The organism is Geodermatophilus sp. URMC 62, assembly GCF_052931475.1.
The window spans coordinates 793,243-811,379 of record NZ_JBRFHY010000001.1 but is presented as its reverse complement, the minus strand read 5'-3'; the positions used below and the strand labels follow the sequence as shown (position 1 = coordinate 811,379).

The following is an 18,137-nucleotide window of genomic DNA, read 5'->3' as shown; positions in this document are numbered from 1 at the left end:
GTCCCTAGGCGCTCTAGGCGCCGGCCGCGGTCCGGTCGAACCCGGCGCGCACGATCGGCGAGAGCCGCGCCCGCGTCGGCAGCGCCAGCAGCCCGGTGCGGAAGGCCCACAGCGCCGCCGTCGCCGCGGTGTCGGTGACCGCGAGCCCCGGCAGTGAGCCGAGCCTGCGCGCCCACGCCGGCAGGGTGGCCACCGCCAGGGAGGCGAGCGTCCCCCAGGCCGGCCGGGCCGGGGTCAGCAGCTGCACCCACCGCGGCATGGGCGGGACGACGACGAACCGCCAGGCGTCCCGCGCCGCTGGCGTCACCGTGAGCTGGGGGCGGACCCGGTCGAAGTAGACGGCCAGCGCGGCGACCGAGTCGGGCACGTCGGCGGCGTCGATGCCGATGAGCTCGGCGGCGACCACCTGCTCGGCGACGTAGCGGTCGGCCTCCGCGTCGGTGACCACGCCGGCGCGGCGGGCGACGTCGAGCAGCGAGTCGACCTCGCAGCAGTGCACCCACAGCAGCAGGTCGGGGTCGTCGACCCGGTAGGCGCGGCCGGTCGTCTCCTCGGTGCCGCCCAGCCGGCGGTGCAGCCCGCGCACCCGCCGGACGGCGCGCATCGCCTCGCGGCGGGTGCCGAAGGTCAGCGTGTCGACGTACTCGGCGGTGCGGGTGAGCCGCTGCCACGGCGACTCGCGGAACACCGAGTTCCGGGCGACGCCGTCCATCGCGACCGGGTGCAGGGCCTGCAGCAGCAGCGCGCGCAGCCCGCCGACGCTGTAGACGGGGTCGGCGTGCACCCGCCAGGTGACGCTGTCGGGGCCGAAGAACCCCAGCCGGTCCTCCTCGTCGGTCCAGTCGCGGGCCGAGGGGCGCACGCCGCTCACCGGGCGCCCACGGAGGACCAGAACGACTCGAGCACCTCGAGCGTGCGCGGCGGGTTCTCGATGGCGGGGGAGTGGACGGCCGCCGGGACCACCTCGTGGCGGGCGCCGAGCCGGGCGGCCATGTCCGCCTGCGCGGCCGGCGTCCAGGCGTCGTCGGCCTCGCCGTGGACGACCAGCACCGGCACCCCGGTCGCGGCCAGCTCGGCGACCTGGTCGGGCTCGGTGGTCATCGCGTCGGCCATGCCGCGCAGCCCGGCGGCGCCGGTGGCGAGGAACCGGCGGGCGTAGAACGCGCGGGTCGGCTCGGGCACCGCCTGCGCGCGCGGGTCGGTCATGGCCAGCTCCTCGAGGGTGGCGTGCACCAGCGGGACACCGCCGGCGTCCAGCAGCGGGCCGAGGTGCGCGAGCAGGTCCGCGCGCGGGCCCGTCAGGCGCGAGGGCCCGGAGCCCAGCAGGGTCAGCGACCGGAAGGCTCCCGGGTCGGCGAGCACGGCGGCGCGGGCCACCAGGCCGCCGAAGCTGTGGCCGAGCAGGTGCACCGGCCCGGTCTCCTCCCGCAGCAGGTGCGCGACGGCGACCACGTCGGCGGCGAGCTCGGCGACGGAGTAGGCGGCCGGGTCGTCGGGACCGGGCGACTCGAACTGCCCGCGCTGGTCGATCGCGACGACGCGGTGGCCCGAGGCGGACAGCGGGGCGAGCAGCGGGGCGAAGTCCTCCTTGCTGCCGGTGTACCCGGGCACCATCAGCACCGTGCCGCGCGGCGCCTCCCCGCCGGTGTCCAGGGCGGCCAGCGGCCCGGCCCGGCCCGGCAGCGTCCGCGGCGTCGCGTCGTGGTCGGCGAGCTGGCGCAGGTCGTCGGGGGCGACGGCGACGGGGAGAGCGGGCGTGTCGGGGCTCCCGGGCAGGACCATGGTCCCCAGTGAACCGCGCGTCGGCCGACCGCGCCGCCTCCGCTCACGAGTACCCGACCACCCGGTCGGGCAGGCGGTACACGAGCACGGGGCCGACCACCGAGGTCCGCCCGCCCGGGGTCAGGCCGCCGTCGACGGCCGAGCGGCCCAGCTCGGCGCCGGTGGCGACGTCGCGGACCACGAAGCCGCCCTCCTCCGGCACCCAGACCCGCGCCCGGTCGGTCGCCGACGGCAGGCCGAGGGCGGGCAGCTGCCACACCGGTGCGCCGGTGGTGGGGTCCAGCGCCCGGACGGTGCCGCGGGCCCACACCAGCGCGAGGTCGCCGGCGCCGGTCTGGTGCAGCACCTCCCCGGCCGGGTCCCCGGTGGCCGGGGGGAGGGGGAGCTCCTGCAGCAGGGCGCCGTCGTCCGGGCGGTGGACGAGCAGGGTGTCGCCGACGACGGCGTCGACCAGCCGGTCGGCGCCGGCCAGCGCGACGGTGCCGCCCTCGGGGACGGCGAGGTCGCGGCTCCACCGGGCCTGGCCGGAGAACCCGTCGAAGAGCCGCAGCTGCACCGCGGCCGAGCCGGCGCAGCGCTGCAGCACGGCCACCCCGGCGCTGCCGACGTCGGAGCCGGTGAGCCGGCAGCCCTCCGGCGCGGCGTAGCGCCAGCGGACGTTGTCGCCCACCGGGTCCAGCACGACGATCCCGGTCGGGCTGGACGCGAGCACCACCTGGTCGGTGCCGGCCAGCGTCGCGTCGCCGCGCAGGCTGAGGTTGCGCGTCCAGGCCCGCACGCCGGTGGCCGCGGTCAGGGCGAGTGCCTCGTCGCAGCGGTCGTGGGTGCGGAAGACGGCGACGACCAGCCCGTCGACCGCGGTGGCGTCGCACAGCCGCGCGTCGGCCCGCCGGTAGTGCCAGGCCTCCTCGCCGGTCGTGGCGTCGAGTGCGCGGAACCCGTGGGCATCGGGCACCAGGACGCGGCCGCCGTCGACCACCCGCCGGGGCAGGGGAGCGCCGGCGTCGGCCGACCAGGCCTGGGTCAGCCGCGCGGCCGGGGCGGCGTCGGGGACGCTCGGCGCGGGCGCCGTCGTGCTGTCGGTGGCGGCCACGCTCGACCCCCGCCACAGCAGCGTGGCGACGACGACCAGCGCGAGCGCGGCCGCGGTCCAGACCCACACCCGCAGCGGCGGGGGACGCAGCGACGGAGGACGCAGCGACGGGGAGCGCGGCGCCACCGGCGGACGACGGCGCTAGGCGGCGGACTCGGAGTCGCCGCCGGAGCCGGTGTCGGAGCCGGTGTCGCCGGTCTCGCCCGTCCCGCCGCTGCGCTTGGCGCCGCCGCGGCGACGGCGCCGGCGCGGCTTGGCCGGGTCCGCGCCGTCCGCCGCGGGGGCGTCGGTGCCGGGCGCGTCGGCCTCGGTCGCGGTGCTGCCGACCTCACCGGCCTCGCTGCCGCCCTCGCCGCCGGCCCCGCCGCGGGTGCGACGGCGGGGGCGGGAGCGGGCGGGGCGGTCGCCGCCCGCGCGCGGCTCCTCGCGGGCGGGGCCGCGGCCGGCACCGGAACCGGCGCCCTTCGTGCGCTTGCCGGTCTCGCCGAGGTCCTCGAGCACCTCGGCGTCGAGGCCCTCGCGGGTGCGCTGGGCCCGGGGCAGCCGGCCGGTCGAGCCCTCGGGCACGTCCAGGTCGGCGTAGACCCACGGCGAGGTCGAGTAGGTCTCCGGCGGGTCGCTGAACTCCAGCTCCAGCGCCTTGTTGATCAGCTGCCAGCGCGGGATGTCGTCCCAGTCGACCAGCGTGACGGCGACGCCCTCGCGGCCGGCGCGGCCGGTGCGGCCGATCCGGTGCACGTAGGTCTTCTCGTCCTCGGGGCACTGGTAGTTGACGACGTGGCTGACGCCGGTGACGTCGATGCCGCGGGCGGCGACGTCGGTGGCGACCAGGACGTCGACCTTGCCGCTGCGGAAGGCGCGCAGCGCCTGCTCGCGGGCGCCCTGCCCGAGGTCGCCGTGCACGGCGGCCGCGGCGAACCCGCGGTCGACCAGCTCGTCGGCGACCTTCTGCGCCGTCCGCTTGGTCCGGCAGAAGACCATCGCCAGGCCCCGGCCGCGGGCCTGCAGCACGCGGGCGAGCAGCTCGGGCTTGTCCAGGTTGTGCGCCCGGTAGACGAACTGCGTCGTCTGCGGGACGGTCGAGCCCTCGTCGTTGCCGTGGGCGCGGATGTGCGTCGGCTGGGTCATGAACGACCGCGACAGGGTCACGATCGGGCCGGGCATGGTGGCCGAGAACAGCATGGTCTGCCGCTGCGCCGGGACCATCGCGAGGATCCGCTCGATGTCGGGCAGGAAGCCCAGGTCGAGCATCTCGTCGGCCTCGTCGAGGACCAGCACGCGGACCTTGCCGAGGATCAGGTGGCCCTGCTGGGCCAGGTCGAGCAGCCGCCCCGGGGTGCCGACGACGACCTCGACGCCGGCCTGCAGCGCGGCGACCTGCGGCTCGAAGGCGCGCCCGCCGTAGATGGCCTGCACGCGGGTGCCGCGCTTCTTGCCGGCGGTGGCCAGGTCGCGGGCGACCTGCACGCACAGCTCGCGGGTGGGGACGACGACCAGCGCCTGCGGGACGCCGTCGCCGCCCTCGGCCGGCGGGACGACGCGCTGCAGCATCGGGACGCCGAAGCCGAGGGTCTTGCCGGTGCCGGTGCGCGCCTGCCCGATGAGGTCGTGGCCGGCCAGCGCTAACGGGAGGGTGAGCTCCTGGATGGCGAAGGTGCGGGTGATGCCGACCTCGGCCAGCGCGGCGATCACGTCGGGGTGGACGTCGAAGTCGCTGAACAGCGGCGCGGTCTCCTCGACGGGCGCGCCGCCGAGCGCCTCGACGGCCTGCTCGAGCTGCTCGGGGGCCGGCGCGCCGGTCTCGGCGTGGTCGAGCTCGGGGGTGGTGGGAGCGCTCTCGGCGGGGGTGCGCTCGGTGGGGGTGTTCTGAGCGGAGGTGCTCTCGGTGGGGGTGCTCTCGGTGGAGGTCAGTGGTCTCGCCTCTGGTCGGCTGGGGGAGCGGCCGGGGCGACGTCGACGTCGCCGGGCGCTCCGCGGTCGGGTGTCGCGGGAGTGCGTTCCAGCGCCGACGCGGCCAGCGGAGCGGGTGGGCCCCCGGGGACGGCCCCTCGCCCGGGATGGCTCCTCGGGGCGTCGCGGGGCGGTCGTCAGCGCACAGATACCAGCGAGCCTGGCGGCCCGCTTGTTCCCATGGTAGCGCGCGCAGCGGTTAGCCTCGGTCGCCGCGCGCGGGGACGCCCCGCGACCCGCCCCGCCCCGCCCGGGGGAGGCGGGCGCGGCCGAGCCGCTCCCCGGAGGTGTCCCGTGACCACGGTCGAGACCCGAGCCGTCGTCGACCTGCTCGGCGTGCTGGCCTACGCCGAGCTGACGGCGTTCGACCGGCTCGCCGAGGACGCCCGGATGGCGCCGACCCCGGCCGGGCACGCCGCGCTGGCCCGCATGGCCGCCGCCGAGATCGGCCACCACGACCGGCTGACCCGGCGGCTGACCGAGCTGGGCGCCGACCCCGCCGGGGCGATGGCGCCGTTCGTGCGGGCCCTCGACGGCTTCCACGAGGGCACCCGCCCGCGGACGTGGCTCGAGGGCCTGGTCAAGGCCTACGTCGGCGACGGGCTGGCCGCCGACTTCCACCGCGAGATCGCCGGGTTCCTGCCCGAGCCGGACCGGTCGCTGATCCTCGAGGTGCTCGCCGACACCGGCCACGCCGACTTCGCCGTCCGGGAGGTGCGCGCCGCGATCGCCGCCCAGCCGGCGCTGGCCGGCCGGCTGGCGCTGTGGGGACGGCGGCTGGTGGGGGAGGCGATCTCCCGGTCGCAGGCGGTCGTCGCCGAGCGCGACGAGCTGGCCCGGCTCATCGTCAGCGGCACCGGTGACCTGTCGGGCCTGGGCCGGCTGGTCGAGCGGATCACCGCCGCGCACACCGAGCGCATGCACACCCTGGGTCTCAACCCCTGAGGGAGGGCCGCGCGAGCGGTCCCCGGACACGCGTCAGGCGCCCTCTCCGCTGGACGGAGGGGGCGCCTGACGTGTACTCGGCGGTCAGGCCCCGGCGACGAAGCCCACCCGGCGCTGGTCGGCCTGGGCGATCTCCACGTAGGCGATGCGGTCGACCGGGACGAGGACGCGGCGCCCGCGCTCGTCCTCCAGGGTCAACAGCCCGTCCTTGGTGGCGCCGCCCATGGCGGCGGCGACGTCGGCGGCGATCTCTTCAGGGGTCTTCGGGCTGTCGACGACCAGCTCCCGGGGGGAGTGCTGGACACCGATCTTGACTTCCACGCGGGATGCCTCCTCGGGTTGCACGGCTGCCGACCACGCTAGTCCAGGGCCGGCCGGGCGGCCCCGCCGCGCAGGTGCGCCGACAGCGAACGGCCCGGCAGGACCGACGGCGGCGCTCACCCGGCGGCGGGCTCGCCCTCGACCCGCGGGAACCGGGAGATGCCGCGCCAGGCCAGCGACGACATGAGCGACACCGCCTCCTCGCGCGGCAGCGTGCCCTTGTGCGCCAGCCACCAGCGGGCGCTCGTCTCGGCCAGCCCGGTCAGCCCGGAGGCGAGCAGGTGCGCCTGCTCCGGCGAGCTGCCGGTGTCCCCGGCGATCACCTCGGCGACCGCCTCGACGCACGCCCGGTTGCCGCGGTCGACCAGGGCGCGGACGTCGTCGTCGTTGCGCAGGTCGGACTCGAAGACCAGCCGGAAGGCCCCGCCCTCGGCGTCGACGAAGTCGAAGTAGGCGCCCACCGCGCCGTGCACCCGCTGCCGGTTGTCCTCGGTGCCGGCCATCGCCTCGCGGACGCGGGCGGTGAGCTCGCTGACCTGCTGCTCGAGCAGCGCCAGGTACAGCTCCCGCTTGCCCGGGAAGTGCTGGTAGAGCACCGGCTTGCTCACCCCGGCGCGGTCGGCGATGTCGTCCATCGCCGCGGCGTGGAAGCCGTGGGCGACGAACACCTCCTGCGCGGCCTGGAGCAGCTGCAGGCGCCGGGCACCCCGGGGCAGCCGTGAGGTGCGGCGGACGGGGACCGGGCGTGAGGGCTGCATGGCGCCGGGCATGTTACCGGCGGGTCACCCCCTGCACGCGCGGTGCGGGCCTGGCATACGGTCGCCGGGTGCCCGACGCCTCCCGCACGCGCAGGCGCCGGGCGCCGGCACCCCCCGCCGTGGCGCCGTCGTCCACCGCGCGCCCGTCGACCGCGCCGCTGCCACCGACCGACCCCCCTCCCCCGGCCCGGCCGGGGGAGGACGTCGCCGTCCAGGGGGGTTCGGTGTACGTGCGCAGCACCCCGTGGGCCGGTCCGCCCGGGGGGCCGCGCGAGCGCGCGCTGTACGTGCACGGCCTGGGCGGGGCGTCCACCAACTGGACCGACCTCGCCGCGCTGCTGGCCGTCCGCTGCGAGGGCTGGGCGATCGACCTGCCCGGCTTCGGGCGCTCCTCGCCGCCGCCGGACGGTTCGTACTCCGTCCGCGGGCACGTGCGGGCCGTGGTGGAGGTCCTCGAGCACGTCCGGGCACAGCCCGGGGAGGCGGCCGGCCGGCCGGTGCACCTGCTGGGCAACAGCCTCGGCGGGCTGGTCACCCTGCTCGTCGCCGCCCGGCGGCCCGACCTCGTCGCCTCGCTGACGCTGGTCTCCCCGGCGATGCCGGTCCACCGCGTGCCGCAGGCCTTCGGGCGGGCGCTGCTGCTGGTCCTGCTGCCCGGCGTCCCGTCGCTGGCCGAGCGGCGGCTGGCCGGGGTGACGCCGGAGCAGTCGGTGCGCGGGATGCTGCAGGTGTGCTTCGGCGACCCCCGGCGGGTCCCGCCCGAGCGGCTCGACGCCGCCGTCGAGGAGATGCGCGAGCGGACGGCGCAGGCGTGGGCGAACCGGGCCCTGGTCCGCAGCATGCGGGGGCTGATCACCTCCTACCTGCGGATCGGCCGGGCCAACGCCTGGCGCCTGGCCCGCGCGCTGCGCGTGCCGACGCTGGTGGTGTGGGGCGACCGCGACCGCCTGGTCGACCCCCGCCTGGCGCCGCGCCTGGCGGCCGCCGTCCCGAACGCGCGGCTGCTCGTCCTCGAGGGGGTCGGGCACGTCGCGATGCTGGAGGCGCCCGAGCAGACGGCGCGGGCGGTGCTCGGCCTGCTCGAGGACACCGCGGGGGACACCGCGGCGGACACCCCGCGGGGTGCGCCGGCCCTCGAGGAGCGGGTCGGCTGACCGACGGCGTGCCTCCGACCCGGGTGCCGGCCCGGCCCGGGGAGCCGTGAGAACCTGACCGGTGGACGCGCGGTGACGGCCCCGGCCGCCTGCGTGACCGGCAGGACGAGACGCGGCCCCGAGCCCCGGCCGCACCGGTGAGGAGGCCGCGCGTGGCAGGACCGCACCCTGGCCGGCCGCTCCGCACGGAGCCCGGTCCCCGGACCCGGCCGGGTCCCGGGCCGTGGCCCGGTCCCGAGCCCGTCGGTGGCCTGCCCCGCGTCCCGCCCCCGCCGGGACGGCGTCCGGTCTCCCGGGACCTGCCCGACCGGCCGTCCGTCCGCCGCCCGCCGGCACGGTCCCGCCCGGCCGGGCCGCTGGTGGCCCGCCGCGACCCGGTCGCCGTCTGCTCGGACGTCGGGTCGCGGTCCACCGGCCCCCACCCGCTGCCGCCGCGCCGGCGCGCCGGGTGGCTGCGCCGGTTCGTCGCCCGGCACGGGTGGCGGGCATACGCCATCCCGCTGCTCACCGTCGCCACGGTCCTGACCCTGGCCGACCTCGTCCTCCCCGCCCGGGGCAGCGAGCCGGCCCCCACGGCCGACGGCGGCCTGGCACGCGCCGGCGAGGAGGCGGCCGACGGCACGACGCCGGCCTCGGCTCCGCCGACCGCACCGGCCGAGGGCGACGCCGGCCCGACCGAGATCCCGTCGGGCCCCGCCGCGGCGACGTACGTGCAGCGGGGCGCCGGCTCGGTGACCGTCGTCCCCGGCACCTCCGCCGTCCAGGGCAGCGGCCCGCTGCAGCGCTTCGTCGTCGAGGTGGAGGACGGCATCGGCGTCGACGGAGCGACGTTCGCCGCCGCGGTCGAGGCCACCCTCGGCGACCCCCGCTCGTGGGGCAGCGGCGGGCGCATGTCCTTCCAGCGGGTGGGCGAGCAGGAGGCCGCGGCCGGCGACTACGAGTTCCGGGTCAGCCTGGTCAGCCCCGGGAGCATGGAGCGGTGGTGCCCCGGCGTGGGGACCGGCGGGTACACCTCCTGCCGCTACGGCGAGCGCGCCGTCATCAACCTGGCCCGCTGGGAGACCGCCGTCCCCGACTACGAGGGCGACGTCGCGACCTACCGGCAGTACGTGGTGAACCACGAGGTGGGCCACGCGCTCGGCAACGGCCACCGGTCCTGCCCGGGCCCGGGGCGGCCCGCGCCGGTCATGCAGCAGCAGACACTCGGTCTCGAGGGCTGCACCCGGAACGCCTGGCCCTTCCCGTAGCGGCCGGCGCCGGGGCGGTTCCGGAGCGGACCGGTTCCGGCGCCGCGGGGACCCCGGCGCCGGCGCACCGGACTACGCTGCGCGCCGGTGCGCCGGGACATCCGCCCGGCAGTGGTGCCCCCGGCGGCCCGATGGGAGCGCCATGGCCACTGCAGCCGCGACCACGCCCGCCGTGCTCCTCGACGGCCTCGGCAAGCGCTTCGGGGATACCGAGGCGGTCGTGGACCTGTCCCTGCAGGTCCCCGCCGGTGAGGTGTTCGGCTTCCTCGGCCCCAACGGCGCGGGCAAGTCCACCACCATCCGCCTGCTGCTGGGCCTCCTGCGGCCGACCGCCGGCCGCGCCGAGGTCTTCGGCGACCCGGCCGGCGACGTGGAGCGCGCCCACCGGCACCTGGCCCACGTCCCGGCCGACGTCGCCCTGTGGCCGGCCCTCAGCGGCCAGGAGTGCCTCGACCTGCTCGCCGGCGTGGGCCCGGGCACCGACCTCGCCTACCGCGAGGAGCTCGTGCGGCGCTTCGCCCTCGACGTCGGGAAGCGGGCGCGGACGTACTCCACGGGCAACCGGCAGAAGGTCGCGCTGGTGGCCGCCTTCGCCACGCGCGCGCCGCTGCTGGTGCTCGACGAGCCCACCAGCGGCCTCGACCCGCTCATGGAGCGGGAGTTCCGCCGGTGCATCGCCGAGGCCGCCGAGCGAAGGCAGACCGTCTTCCTCAGCTCCCACCAGCTGGCCGAGGTCGAGGCCGTGTGCACGCGGGTCGGGATCCTGCGCCACGGGCACCTCGTCGAGGTCGCCGGACTCGAGGAGCTGCGCCGGCTGCGCCGCTCGGAGGTCACCGTCGAGCTGGCCGGCCCGGCGCCCGGGCTGGCCGCCCTGGCCGGGCTGCCGGGGGTGTCCGACGTCCGGTGGACGTCGCCGCTGCAGCTCACCCTGGCGCTGACCGGCCCGCCCGGTCCGGTGCTGCGGGCCCTGGGCGAGGCCGACGTCGTGCGCCTCGACGTGCGGGAGCCGACCCTCGAGGAGATCTTCCTCGACTACTACGGCCAGGCCGCGGCGTGACCACCCGGACCCCGCCGCGCACCGCGCCGGCCCCGTCGCGGCCCGCGCTCCCGCGGGCCGGTGCCGCCGTCACCGCAGGGCTGGTCCGGGAGCTGCGCCGCGGCACGGTCGTCGTCGCCGTGGTCTGCGGCGGGCTGGCCGCCTTCGTCGCCGCGGAGTACGAGAGCACGTTCAGCGGCGCGGTCGGCGCCGACTCCCTCACCGCGCTCGCGGAGAACCCGGCCATCCGCACGCTGTTCGGCCCGCCGGTGGCCCTCGACGACCCCGGCGGCTTCACCGTCTGGCGCACCGGCACGGTGCTCGCCGTCCTGGCCGGCGTGTGGGCCGTGCTCGCCGGCACCCGCGTCACCCGCGGCGAGGAGGACGCCGGGCGGGCCGACCTGCTGCTCGCCGGGCGGGTCCGCCTGACCTCCCTGGTGGGGCGGGCGCTGGCCGTCGTCCTCGGGGCCGGCGCGGTCGTGGGCGTGGCCCTGGTCGTCGGCCTGCTGCTCGCGGGGGCCGCGCCGGCGGGCACGGTCCTGTTCGGGGCGCTGGTCGGCGGGACGGCGATGGCCGGGGGCGCCCTCGGCGTGCTGACCGGGCAGCTGCTGTCCGAGCGCCGCGCCGCCTCGGGGCTCGGCGTCGCCCTGCTCCTCGCGGCGCTGCTCGCCCGCATGGTCGGCGACGGCGTGGCGGCCCTGTCCGGGCTGCAGTGGCTGAGCCCCTTCGGGCTGGTGGCGCGGGTGGCGCCGTACGCCGGGGACCGCCCGGCGCCGCTGCTGGCGCTGGCCGCGCAGGTCGCCGTCCCGGCCGTCCTGGCCCTGGCGGCGGCCCGGTCGCGCGACGTCGGCACCGGGCGGTGGCGCGGGCGCGACCGCGTGCGGTCACCGAGCCGGCTGCTGCGGTCCCTGCCCGGTCTGGCCGTGCACCGCACCCGCCGCGCGACGGTGACCTGGTCGCTCGGCGTGGGCGCCTACTTCCTGCTCATCGGGCTGCTCGCCACGGCGATGCTGGACTTCCTGCGGGACAACCCCGTCTTCGCGCAGCTGGCCGCCGCGGCCGGCTTCGCCCGGCTGGCGTCGGTGGAGGGCTACGCCGCGTCGCTGTTCTCGCTGCTCGCCGTGCCGGTGGGCGCCTACGCCGCGGGGCGGGTCGCCGGGCTCGCGGCCGACGAGGCGGCGTCCCGGCTGACGCTGCTGTACTCCCGGCCGGTGTCCCGGGTGCGGTGGGCCGGCGCGGAGGCCGCGGTCGTCGCCGTCGGCACCGTGCTGGTGGCCGCGACCGCGGGCGCGGCCACCTGGGCCGGTGCCACCTGGGTGGGCGCCGGGCTCGGGTTCGGGGACGCGCTGCGCGGCGCGCTCGGCGTCGTGCCCGTGGCGCTGCTGTGCCTGGGGGCGGCCCTGCTGGCGCTGGGGTGGCTGCCCTCGGCGGTGCTGGCCGTCGGGGTGCTGCCGGCCGCGGGCGGCTACCTGCTCCTGGTGTTCGCCGACACCTTCGGCTGGCCGTCCTGGGTGCGGGGCATCTCCCCGTTCGCCCACCTGGCGGCCGTGCCGGCCGAGCCGGTGGACGTCGCCGGCGCGGCCGGGATGCTGCTGGTCGCCGCCGTCCTGGGTGTGGTGGGGATCGCCGGCTACGCCCACCGGGACCTCCGCGGCTGAGGGAACAGGCCGGCCTGGGACGCTGTTACCCGCACGAACGCCGGCCCCTCCGGGGCCGCTGGTCGCGACCCGAGGAGTCAAGCGTGTCCCTGCCACCCCTGGTGGAGCCCGCCGCCGACCTGTCGATCGACGAGGTCCGCCGCTACAGCCGCCACCTGATCATCCCGGACGTCGGGATGGACGGGCAGAAGCGGCTCAAGAACGCCAAGGTGCTCGCCGTCGGCGCCGGCGGTCTGGGCTCGCCGGTGCTCATGTACCTGGCCGCGGCCGGCGTGGGCACCCTGGGCATCGTCGAGTTCGACGTCGTCGACGAGTCCAACCTGCAGCGGCAGATCATCCACGGCCAGTCCGACGTCGGCCGGTCCAAGGCCGAGAGCGCGCGCGACTCGATCAAGGAGATCAACCCGCTGGTCGACGTCCGGCTGCACGAGACGCGGCTGGACAGCGACAACGTGCTGGAGATCTTCGGCGAGTACGACCTCATCGTCGACGGCACGGACAACTTCGCCACCCGCTACCTGGTCAACGACGCCTGCGTGCTGCTGGGCAAGCCCTACGTGTGGGGCTCGATCTACCGCTTCGACGGCCAGGTGTCGGTCTTCTGGAACGAGCACGGCCCGAACTACCGCGACCTCTACCCGGTGCCCCCGCCGCCCGGCATGGTCCCGAGCTGCGCCGAGGGCGGCGTGCTCGGCGTCCTGTGCGCCACCATCGGCGCCATCCAGGCCACCGAGGCGGTCAAGCTCATCACCGGCATCGGCGAGACGCTGCTCGGCCGGCTGATGGTCTACGACGCCCTGGAGATGACCTTCCGCACGATCAAGGTGCGCAAGGACCCCGAGGGCGAGCCGATCACCGGGCTCATCGACTACGAGGCCTTCTGCGGCGTCGTCTCCGCCGAGGCCCAGGAGGCGGCGGCGGGCTCGACGATCACCGTCGACGAGCTCAAGGACATGATGGACTCCGGCAAGGACTTCGAGCTCATCGACGTCCGCGAGCCCAACGAGTACGAGATCGTCTCGATCCCGGGCGCGAAGCTCATCCCCAAGGACGAGATCCTCTCCGGCCGGGCGCTGTCCGAGCTGCCGAACGACAAGCCGATCGTGCTGCACTGCAAGACCGGCGTCCGCTCGGCCGAGGTGCTCGCCGCGGTCAAGAGCGCCGGGTTCAAGGACGCCGTGCACGTGCAGGGCGGCGTGACGGCGTGGGCGACGCGCATCGACAAGACGCTGCCCACCTACTGAGAGGACCCTCCTGCCCCCCACCCCTCGCTGCCGCTCGGGGCGGGGCCCTGCAGGAGGGCCGTTCCAGGCGCTCACCGAGGGCCCGGCACCCGTTCGCGGGTGCCGGGCCCTCGGCGGCTGTGTTGACTGTCCGGGTGACCGCACCCCCCGATGCCACCGAGCTGCTCGAGCTCTTCCAGCGCGCCCAGGCCGCCTTCACCGACCGGGTCGACGCCGTCGAGCCGGGTCAGTGGGACCTCGAGGCGCTGCCCGGCTGGACCGTGGCCGACCTCGTCGCCCACCTCGTCGGCGAGGCGCACTGGGTGCCCGGCCTGCTCGCCGGCGAGCCGCTCGACGACGTCGCCGCGCAGGTGCCCGCGGGGACCGACGCACTGCTGGCCCCCGATCCGCTGACCGCCTGGGAGGCCGTGGCCGACGAGGCGCTGGCCGCCGTCGCCGCGGCCGGTGACCTCACCGGCACGGTGCACCTCTCCCGGGGACCGACGCCGGCGCACGAGTACGTCGAGGAGCTGACCGCCGACCTCACCGTGCACTCCTGGGACCTCGCCCGCGCCACCGGCGGGGACGAGCAGCTCGACCCGGCGCTGGTGCGCGCTGCCGGGTCCCTCGCCGACCGGCTGCCTGCCGACGGCGTCCCCGGCCTGTTCGACCCGCCGGTCGAGGTCCCCGAGGGCGCCCCGCCGCAGGTCCGTCTGCTCGCCCGCTTCGGCCGCCGTGCGTGAACCGGCCGGCCCGGCGGACCCGGCCGACGTGGACGAGGCGGTGTATGACGTCGTCGAGCGGATCCCGCCGGGCCGGGTGAGCACCTACGGCGCCGTCGGCCGGCTGGTCGGCGTCGGCCCGCGGCGGGTGGCCCGGGCGCTGTCGACCGGCGGGGGAGCGGTGCCCTGGTACCGCGTGCTGCGCGCCGACGGCACCTGCGCCGAGCCGGTGCGGGTCCGCCAGCTGGAGCTGCTGGCCGGCGAGGGCGTGCCGGTGCGCGACGGCCGGGTGGACCTCGCCGCCGTCGGCTGGCCCTGAGCCGATGGGTCGGCCGGCCCGCGGCGGTCCGTCCTCGTGACCGCCTGACCGGGAGGAACCGTGGCCACCCTGCTCTACTCCGCCACCGCGTCGCTGGACGGCTTCATCGCCGGTCCCGGCGGTGACATGTCCTGGCTGACGCCGCACCTGGCGGCGCCGAACCCCACCGCCGACCGGCTGCTGGCCCGGGTCGGCGCACTGCTCGTCGGTGCCCGGACCTTCGGCGGCGACGACCCGAACCGCGGCACCGAGCAGGAGGGCGCCTTCGGCGGGCAGTGGTCCGGCCCGGTCGTCCTGCTCACCCACCGGCCGCCCGCGCAGCCGCTCGAGGGGGTCACCGCCACCGACGACCTGCACCGCGCCGTCGACCTCGCCCGGGAGGCGGCCGGGGACGGCGTCGTCAACGTCCTCGGGGCCGACGTCGCCCGGCAGCTGCTCGACGCCCGGCTGCTCGACGAGGTGCTGCTGTTCCTCGCGCCGGTCCTGCTCGGCGACGGCGTCCGGGTGTTCGACCACCCCGGCGGGACGCCGGTGCTGCTCGACCGCGTCCCCGGTGAGAGGGAGCACTGGTACCGCGTCCGGTACTGAGCCGGCCGGACGGCGCCGTGTGCACCTGCCGCTGCCGGCGATGTCCCCCGTCCGCGCCGTGTGCACTCACCGCGGTCCGCACGCGCGGGCGTGACCAGCAGCTCCCCGAGCTGTCGGGCCCGCGTGGTCTCATCGAGGGGTGGCACTGCGGGGGGACGAGGCAGCGCCGGTGTACCGGCTCGTGCAGACGACGCCGGCACCGGTGCGGCGCCCTCGGCTCGACCCCACGCAGCGGGCCGTCGCCGACCACGCCGGCGGCCCGCTGCTGGTGCTCGCCGGCCCCGGCACCGGCAAGACGACGACGATCGTCGAGGCCGTGGCCGCGCGCATCGACCGCGGCGTCGACCCCGAGCAGATCCTGGTCCTGACCTTCAGCCGCAAGGCCGCCGCCGAGCTGCGCACGCGCATCACCGCGCGCGTCGACCGCACCATCCGCGAGCCGCTGGCCCGCACCTTCCACTCCTACGCCTACGGCCTGCTGCGGCGGGCGGCGCTGCTGCGCGGCGAGGCGCCGCCGCGGCTGCTCACCGCCGCCGAGCAGGACGCCGTCGTCGCCGAGCTGCTCCGCGGTGACCTCGAGGGGGAGGGCGCGGTGCGCTGGCCGGCGTCGCTGCTGCCGGCGCTGGCCACCGCCGGGTTCCGCGGTGAGCTGCGCGACCTGCTGCTGCGCGCCACCGAGCGCGGTGTCGACCCGGAGCTGCTCGCCGCCTGGGGCCGGGAGACCGGCACCGAGGCGTGGCCGCACGTGGCGGCGTTCCTGGAGCAGTACGAGGCGGTCACCGCCTTCTCCACCGCCGGCGGGGGGGACGCCTCGGGCTACGACCCCGCCGAGCTGGTCCGCGCCGCCATCGCCGAGCTCGAGGACGACCCCGACCTGCTGCGCCACGAGCGCGAGCGGGCCCGCTGGCTGTTCGTCGACGAGTACCAGGACACCGACCCCGCCCAGGTCGAGCTGCTCGAGCTGCTCGCCGGCGGCGGGGGCGACCTGGTCGTCGTCGGCGACCCCGACCAGGCGGTCTACGCCTTCCGGGGCGCCGAGCCCCGCGGCATCGTCGAGTTCCCCGACCGCTTCCGCACCGTCGACGGCCGGCCGGCGCCGCGGCTGTCGCTGGGTGTGTGCCGGCGCTCGGGGCCGGGGCTGCTCGCGGTCAGCCGGCGGGTGGCCGAGGCGCTGCCCGGGCCGTGGGAGCACCGCCGCCTGCAGGCCGTCCCCGGGGCCGAGGAGGGCGCCGCGGAGGTGCACGTGTTCGGCTCGGCCAGCATCGAGGCCGCCTACGTCGCCGACGTGCTGCGCCGCGCGCACCTCGTCGACGACGTCCCGTGGTCGCAGATGGCCGTGGTGGTGCGCACCGCGCTGGCGATCGGTCCGCTGCGCCGCGCGCTGACGTCGGCCGGCGTGCCGGTCGAGGTCTCCGCCGACGACGTCCCGCTGGCCGCGCAGCCGGCCGTCGCCCCGCTGCTGGCCGCGCTCTCCGCGCTGCTGCCCCGGCGGGGTGCCGAGCCCGGCGCGCTGTCGCTGGACGAGCCCGGCGCCGAGGCGCTGCTGGCCTCCCCGCTGGGCGGGGCGACGGTCCTCGACCTGCGCCGGCTGCGCCGGGCGGTGCGCATCGCCCAGGCGCAGCGGGGGGTGGACGCCGACGAGCGCGGGGAACCGCTGGCCACCGCGCTGGCCGACGAGCTGCTGCTCGAGGAGCTGCCCGAGCCGGTGTCCCGGCCGGCCCGGCGGGTCGCCGCGGTCCTGGCCGCCGGCCGGGTGGCGCTGGCGCGCGACGGCTCGGCCGAGGACGTGCTGTGGGCGATGTGGCAGCGCAGCGGCCTGGCCGCGAAGTGGGCCCGCGCCAGCGCCGCCGGCGGGGCCGCCGGAGCGGTGGCCGACCGCGACCTCGACGCCGTCGTCGCGCTGTTCGACGCCGCCGCGGGCTTCGTCGACCGGCTGCCCTCGGCCACCGTCGGGGCCTTCGTCGAGCACCTGTCGGCCCAGGAGCTGCCCGGCGTCGCCGGCGCGGCGCGCGACGGCCTGCCCGACGCGGTGCGGCTGCTCACCGCGCACGCGTCCAAGGGCCTGGAGTGGGACGTCGTCTGCGTCGCCGGCGTGCAGGAGGGCATCTGGCCCGACCTGCGCGACCGCGGCACGCTGCTGGGCACCGAGCTGCTGGTCGAGCGGGTCGCCGGCATCGACGGCACCGTGGTCGACCGGCGCACCCAGCTGCTGGCCGAGGAGCGGCGGCTGTTCTACGTCGCGACCACCCGCGCCCGCCGCCGGCTGGTCGTCACCGCCGTCGAGGGTGCGCTCGACGGCCCGGACTCCGGGGCCACGGCCTCCCGCTTCCTCGACCTCGTCGTCCCCCCGCCGGACGAGGGCCGGCCGCTGACCCCGCTGCCGCGCTCCCTGCGGCTGCCCGCGCTGGTGGCCGACCTGCGCCGGGCGGTCAGCGACCCGCAGACCGAGCCGGCGCGCCGCTCGGCGGCCGCCGCGGTGCTGCGCCGGCTGGCCGACGAGGGCGTCCCCGGCGCGTCCCCGGCCGACTGGTGGGGGCTCGCGCCGGTGTCCGACGACGCCCCGCTGGTGCCCGACGGCGAGGCGGTGCGGGTGCGCCCGTCGGCGATCGAGACCTTCCAGCGCTGTCCGCTGAAGTGGGTGCTCGGCGCGGTCGGTGCCGAGGCCTCGCCCGACGCCACCCGCACGGTCGGCACCGCGGTGCACGCGGTCGCCCAGCGGGTGGCCGAGGGGCTGCCACCGGCCGAGGCGCCGGCCGCGCTGGCCGCCGAGCTCGACGCCCTCGCCCTCGGCCCCGGCTGGGCCGACCAGCGGCAGCGCGTGGCCGCGCGCGACATGCTCGACCGCTTCCTGCGGTGGCACGCGGCCAACCGCCGCGAGCTGGTCGCCGCCGAGGCCGACTTCGACGTCACCGTCGGCCGGGCGCGCATCCGCGGCCAGGTCGACCGACTCGAGCGCGACGAGCAGGGGCGGCTGGTCGTCGTCGACCTCAAGACCGGCCGGTCGCCGGCCAAGGACGTCGACGGCCACGGGCAGCTGGCCGCCTACCAGGTCGCCGTCGCCGCCGGCGGGTTCGGCGAGCACGGCGACGCGCCGGGCGGGGCGTCGCTGCTGCAGGTCGGGTCGGGCTCGAAGGCCAGGGAGCAGGCGCAGGAGCCGCTGCCTGCGGGCGTGCCGGTGCACGAGACGTGGGCCGGGGAGCTGGTGGCCGGCGTCGGCGACGGCATGGGCGCGGCCACCTTCGAGGTGCGCACCGGCAGCCACTGCTCCCGCTGCCCCGCGCGGCGCAGCTGCCCGCTGCACGAGCGCGGCCGGCAGGTCACCTCGTGAGCGTGGGGGAGAC

At 77.7% G+C, this 18,137-nt stretch carries 17 protein-coding genes; 11 read left to right on the top strand and 6 right to left on the bottom strand.

All coding sequences use genetic code 11. The features are described from left to right. Positions 1-13 precede the first annotated feature (13 nt). From ACU616_RS03850 to ACU616_RS03835, 4 genes are read right to left on the bottom strand one after another with little or no spacing between them, the layout of a single operon-like run. Positions 14-871, bottom strand: a complete 858-nt coding sequence (locus tag ACU616_RS03850) for an oxygenase MpaB family protein (protein ID WP_446757171.1) — start codon at positions 869-871, stop codon at positions 14-16. Next, a complete protein-coding gene (locus ACU616_RS03845; protein ID WP_446757170.1) occupies positions 868-1,782 on the bottom strand; it encodes an alpha/beta fold hydrolase in 915 nt (304 codons plus the stop codon). The genes ACU616_RS03850 and ACU616_RS03845 overlap by 4 nt, the downstream gene beginning before the upstream one ends. Positions 1,783-1,825: 43 nt before the next feature. Next, positions 1,826-3,001: an outer membrane protein assembly factor BamB family protein gene (locus ACU616_RS03840; protein ID WP_446757169.1), complete on the bottom strand. Its 1,176-nt coding sequence runs from the start codon at positions 2,999-3,001 to the stop codon at positions 1,826-1,828. Between the two features lie 15 nt (positions 3,002-3,016). Further along, on the bottom strand, positions 3,017-4,567 hold the full coding sequence (locus tag ACU616_RS03835) for a DEAD/DEAH box helicase (protein ID WP_446757168.1): 1,551 nt from the start codon (positions 4,565-4,567) through the stop codon (positions 3,017-3,019). On the opposite strand from ACU616_RS03835, the gene ACU616_RS03830 reads away from it, so the two are divergent. Further along, positions 4,539-4,745 carry a hypothetical protein gene (locus tag ACU616_RS03830; protein WP_446757167.1) on the top strand — a complete coding sequence of 69 codons (207 nt, stop codon included), beginning with the start codon at positions 4,539-4,541 and terminating at the stop codon, positions 4,743-4,745. The two genes, ACU616_RS03835 and ACU616_RS03830, sit on opposite strands and share 29 nt — an antisense overlap. Positions 4,746-5,119: 374 nt before the next feature. Continuing rightward, positions 5,120-5,770 (top strand): ferritin-like fold-containing protein, encoded by a 651-nt coding sequence (locus ACU616_RS03825; protein WP_446757166.1) that lies wholly within the window; start codon positions 5,120-5,122, stop codon positions 5,768-5,770. Positions 5,771-5,854: 84 nt separating this feature from the next. On the opposite strand, the gene ACU616_RS03820 is transcribed toward ACU616_RS03825, so the two are convergent. Then, entirely contained in the window at positions 5,855-6,091 is a 237-nt protein-coding gene (locus tag ACU616_RS03820; protein ID WP_446757165.1) for a DUF3107 domain-containing protein, read from the bottom strand. Between the two features lie 116 nt (positions 6,092-6,207). Continuing rightward, a complete protein-coding gene (locus ACU616_RS03815) occupies positions 6,208-6,849 on the bottom strand; it encodes a TetR/AcrR family transcriptional regulator (protein ID WP_446757164.1) in 642 nt (213 codons plus the stop codon). A gap of 68 nt (positions 6,850-6,917) precedes the next feature. Here ACU616_RS03815 and ACU616_RS03810 point away from each other — a divergent pair, with 68 nt between their 5' ends. From ACU616_RS03810 to ACU616_RS03770, 9 genes are all read left to right on the top strand, one after another. Further along, complete coding sequence (locus ACU616_RS03810) at positions 6,918-8,003, top strand: alpha/beta fold hydrolase (RefSeq protein WP_446757163.1); 1,086 nt, start codon at positions 6,918-6,920, stop codon at positions 8,001-8,003. Between the two features lie 359 nt (positions 8,004-8,362). Beyond that, on the top strand, positions 8,363-9,250 hold the full coding sequence (locus tag ACU616_RS03805; protein ID WP_446757162.1) for a DUF3152 domain-containing protein: 888 nt from the start codon (positions 8,363-8,365) through the stop codon (positions 9,248-9,250). A 142-nt stretch (positions 9,251-9,392) separates the two neighbouring features. Beyond that, the gene (locus tag ACU616_RS03800) at positions 9,393-10,307 is read left to right on the top strand and encodes an ABC transporter ATP-binding protein (protein ID WP_446757161.1); all 915 of its coding nucleotides are present in this window, start codon (positions 9,393-9,395) and stop codon (positions 10,305-10,307) included. Then, positions 10,304-11,944 carry a hypothetical protein gene (locus tag ACU616_RS03795; RefSeq protein WP_446757160.1) on the top strand — a complete coding sequence of 547 codons (1,641 nt, stop codon included), beginning with the start codon at positions 10,304-10,306 and terminating at the stop codon, positions 11,942-11,944. Before ACU616_RS03800 ends, ACU616_RS03795 begins: the two co-directional genes overlap by 4 nt. Positions 11,945-12,027: 83 nt before the next feature. Further along, positions 12,028-13,188: an adenylyltransferase/sulfurtransferase MoeZ gene (gene moeZ, locus ACU616_RS03790; protein WP_446757159.1), complete on the top strand. Its 1,161-nt coding sequence runs from the start codon at positions 12,028-12,030 to the stop codon at positions 13,186-13,188. A 134-nt stretch (positions 13,189-13,322) separates the two neighbouring features. Next, a complete protein-coding gene (locus ACU616_RS03785) occupies positions 13,323-13,910 on the top strand; it encodes a TIGR03086 family metal-binding protein (RefSeq protein WP_446757158.1) in 588 nt (195 codons plus the stop codon). A 28-nt stretch (positions 13,911-13,938) separates the two neighbouring features. Further along, positions 13,939-14,208 carry an MGMT family protein gene (locus ACU616_RS03780; RefSeq protein ID WP_446757157.1) on the top strand — a complete coding sequence of 90 codons (270 nt, stop codon included), beginning with the start codon at positions 13,939-13,941 and terminating at the stop codon, positions 14,206-14,208. A gap of 60 nt (positions 14,209-14,268) precedes the next feature. Beyond that, the gene (locus ACU616_RS03775) at positions 14,269-14,796 is read left to right on the top strand and encodes a dihydrofolate reductase family protein (protein WP_446757156.1); all 528 of its coding nucleotides are present in this window, start codon (positions 14,269-14,271) and stop codon (positions 14,794-14,796) included. Between the two features lie 139 nt (positions 14,797-14,935). Next, entirely contained in the window at positions 14,936-18,124 is a 3,189-nt protein-coding gene (locus ACU616_RS03770; RefSeq protein ID WP_446757155.1) for an ATP-dependent helicase, read from the top strand. Positions 18,125-18,137 lie beyond the last annotated feature (13 nt).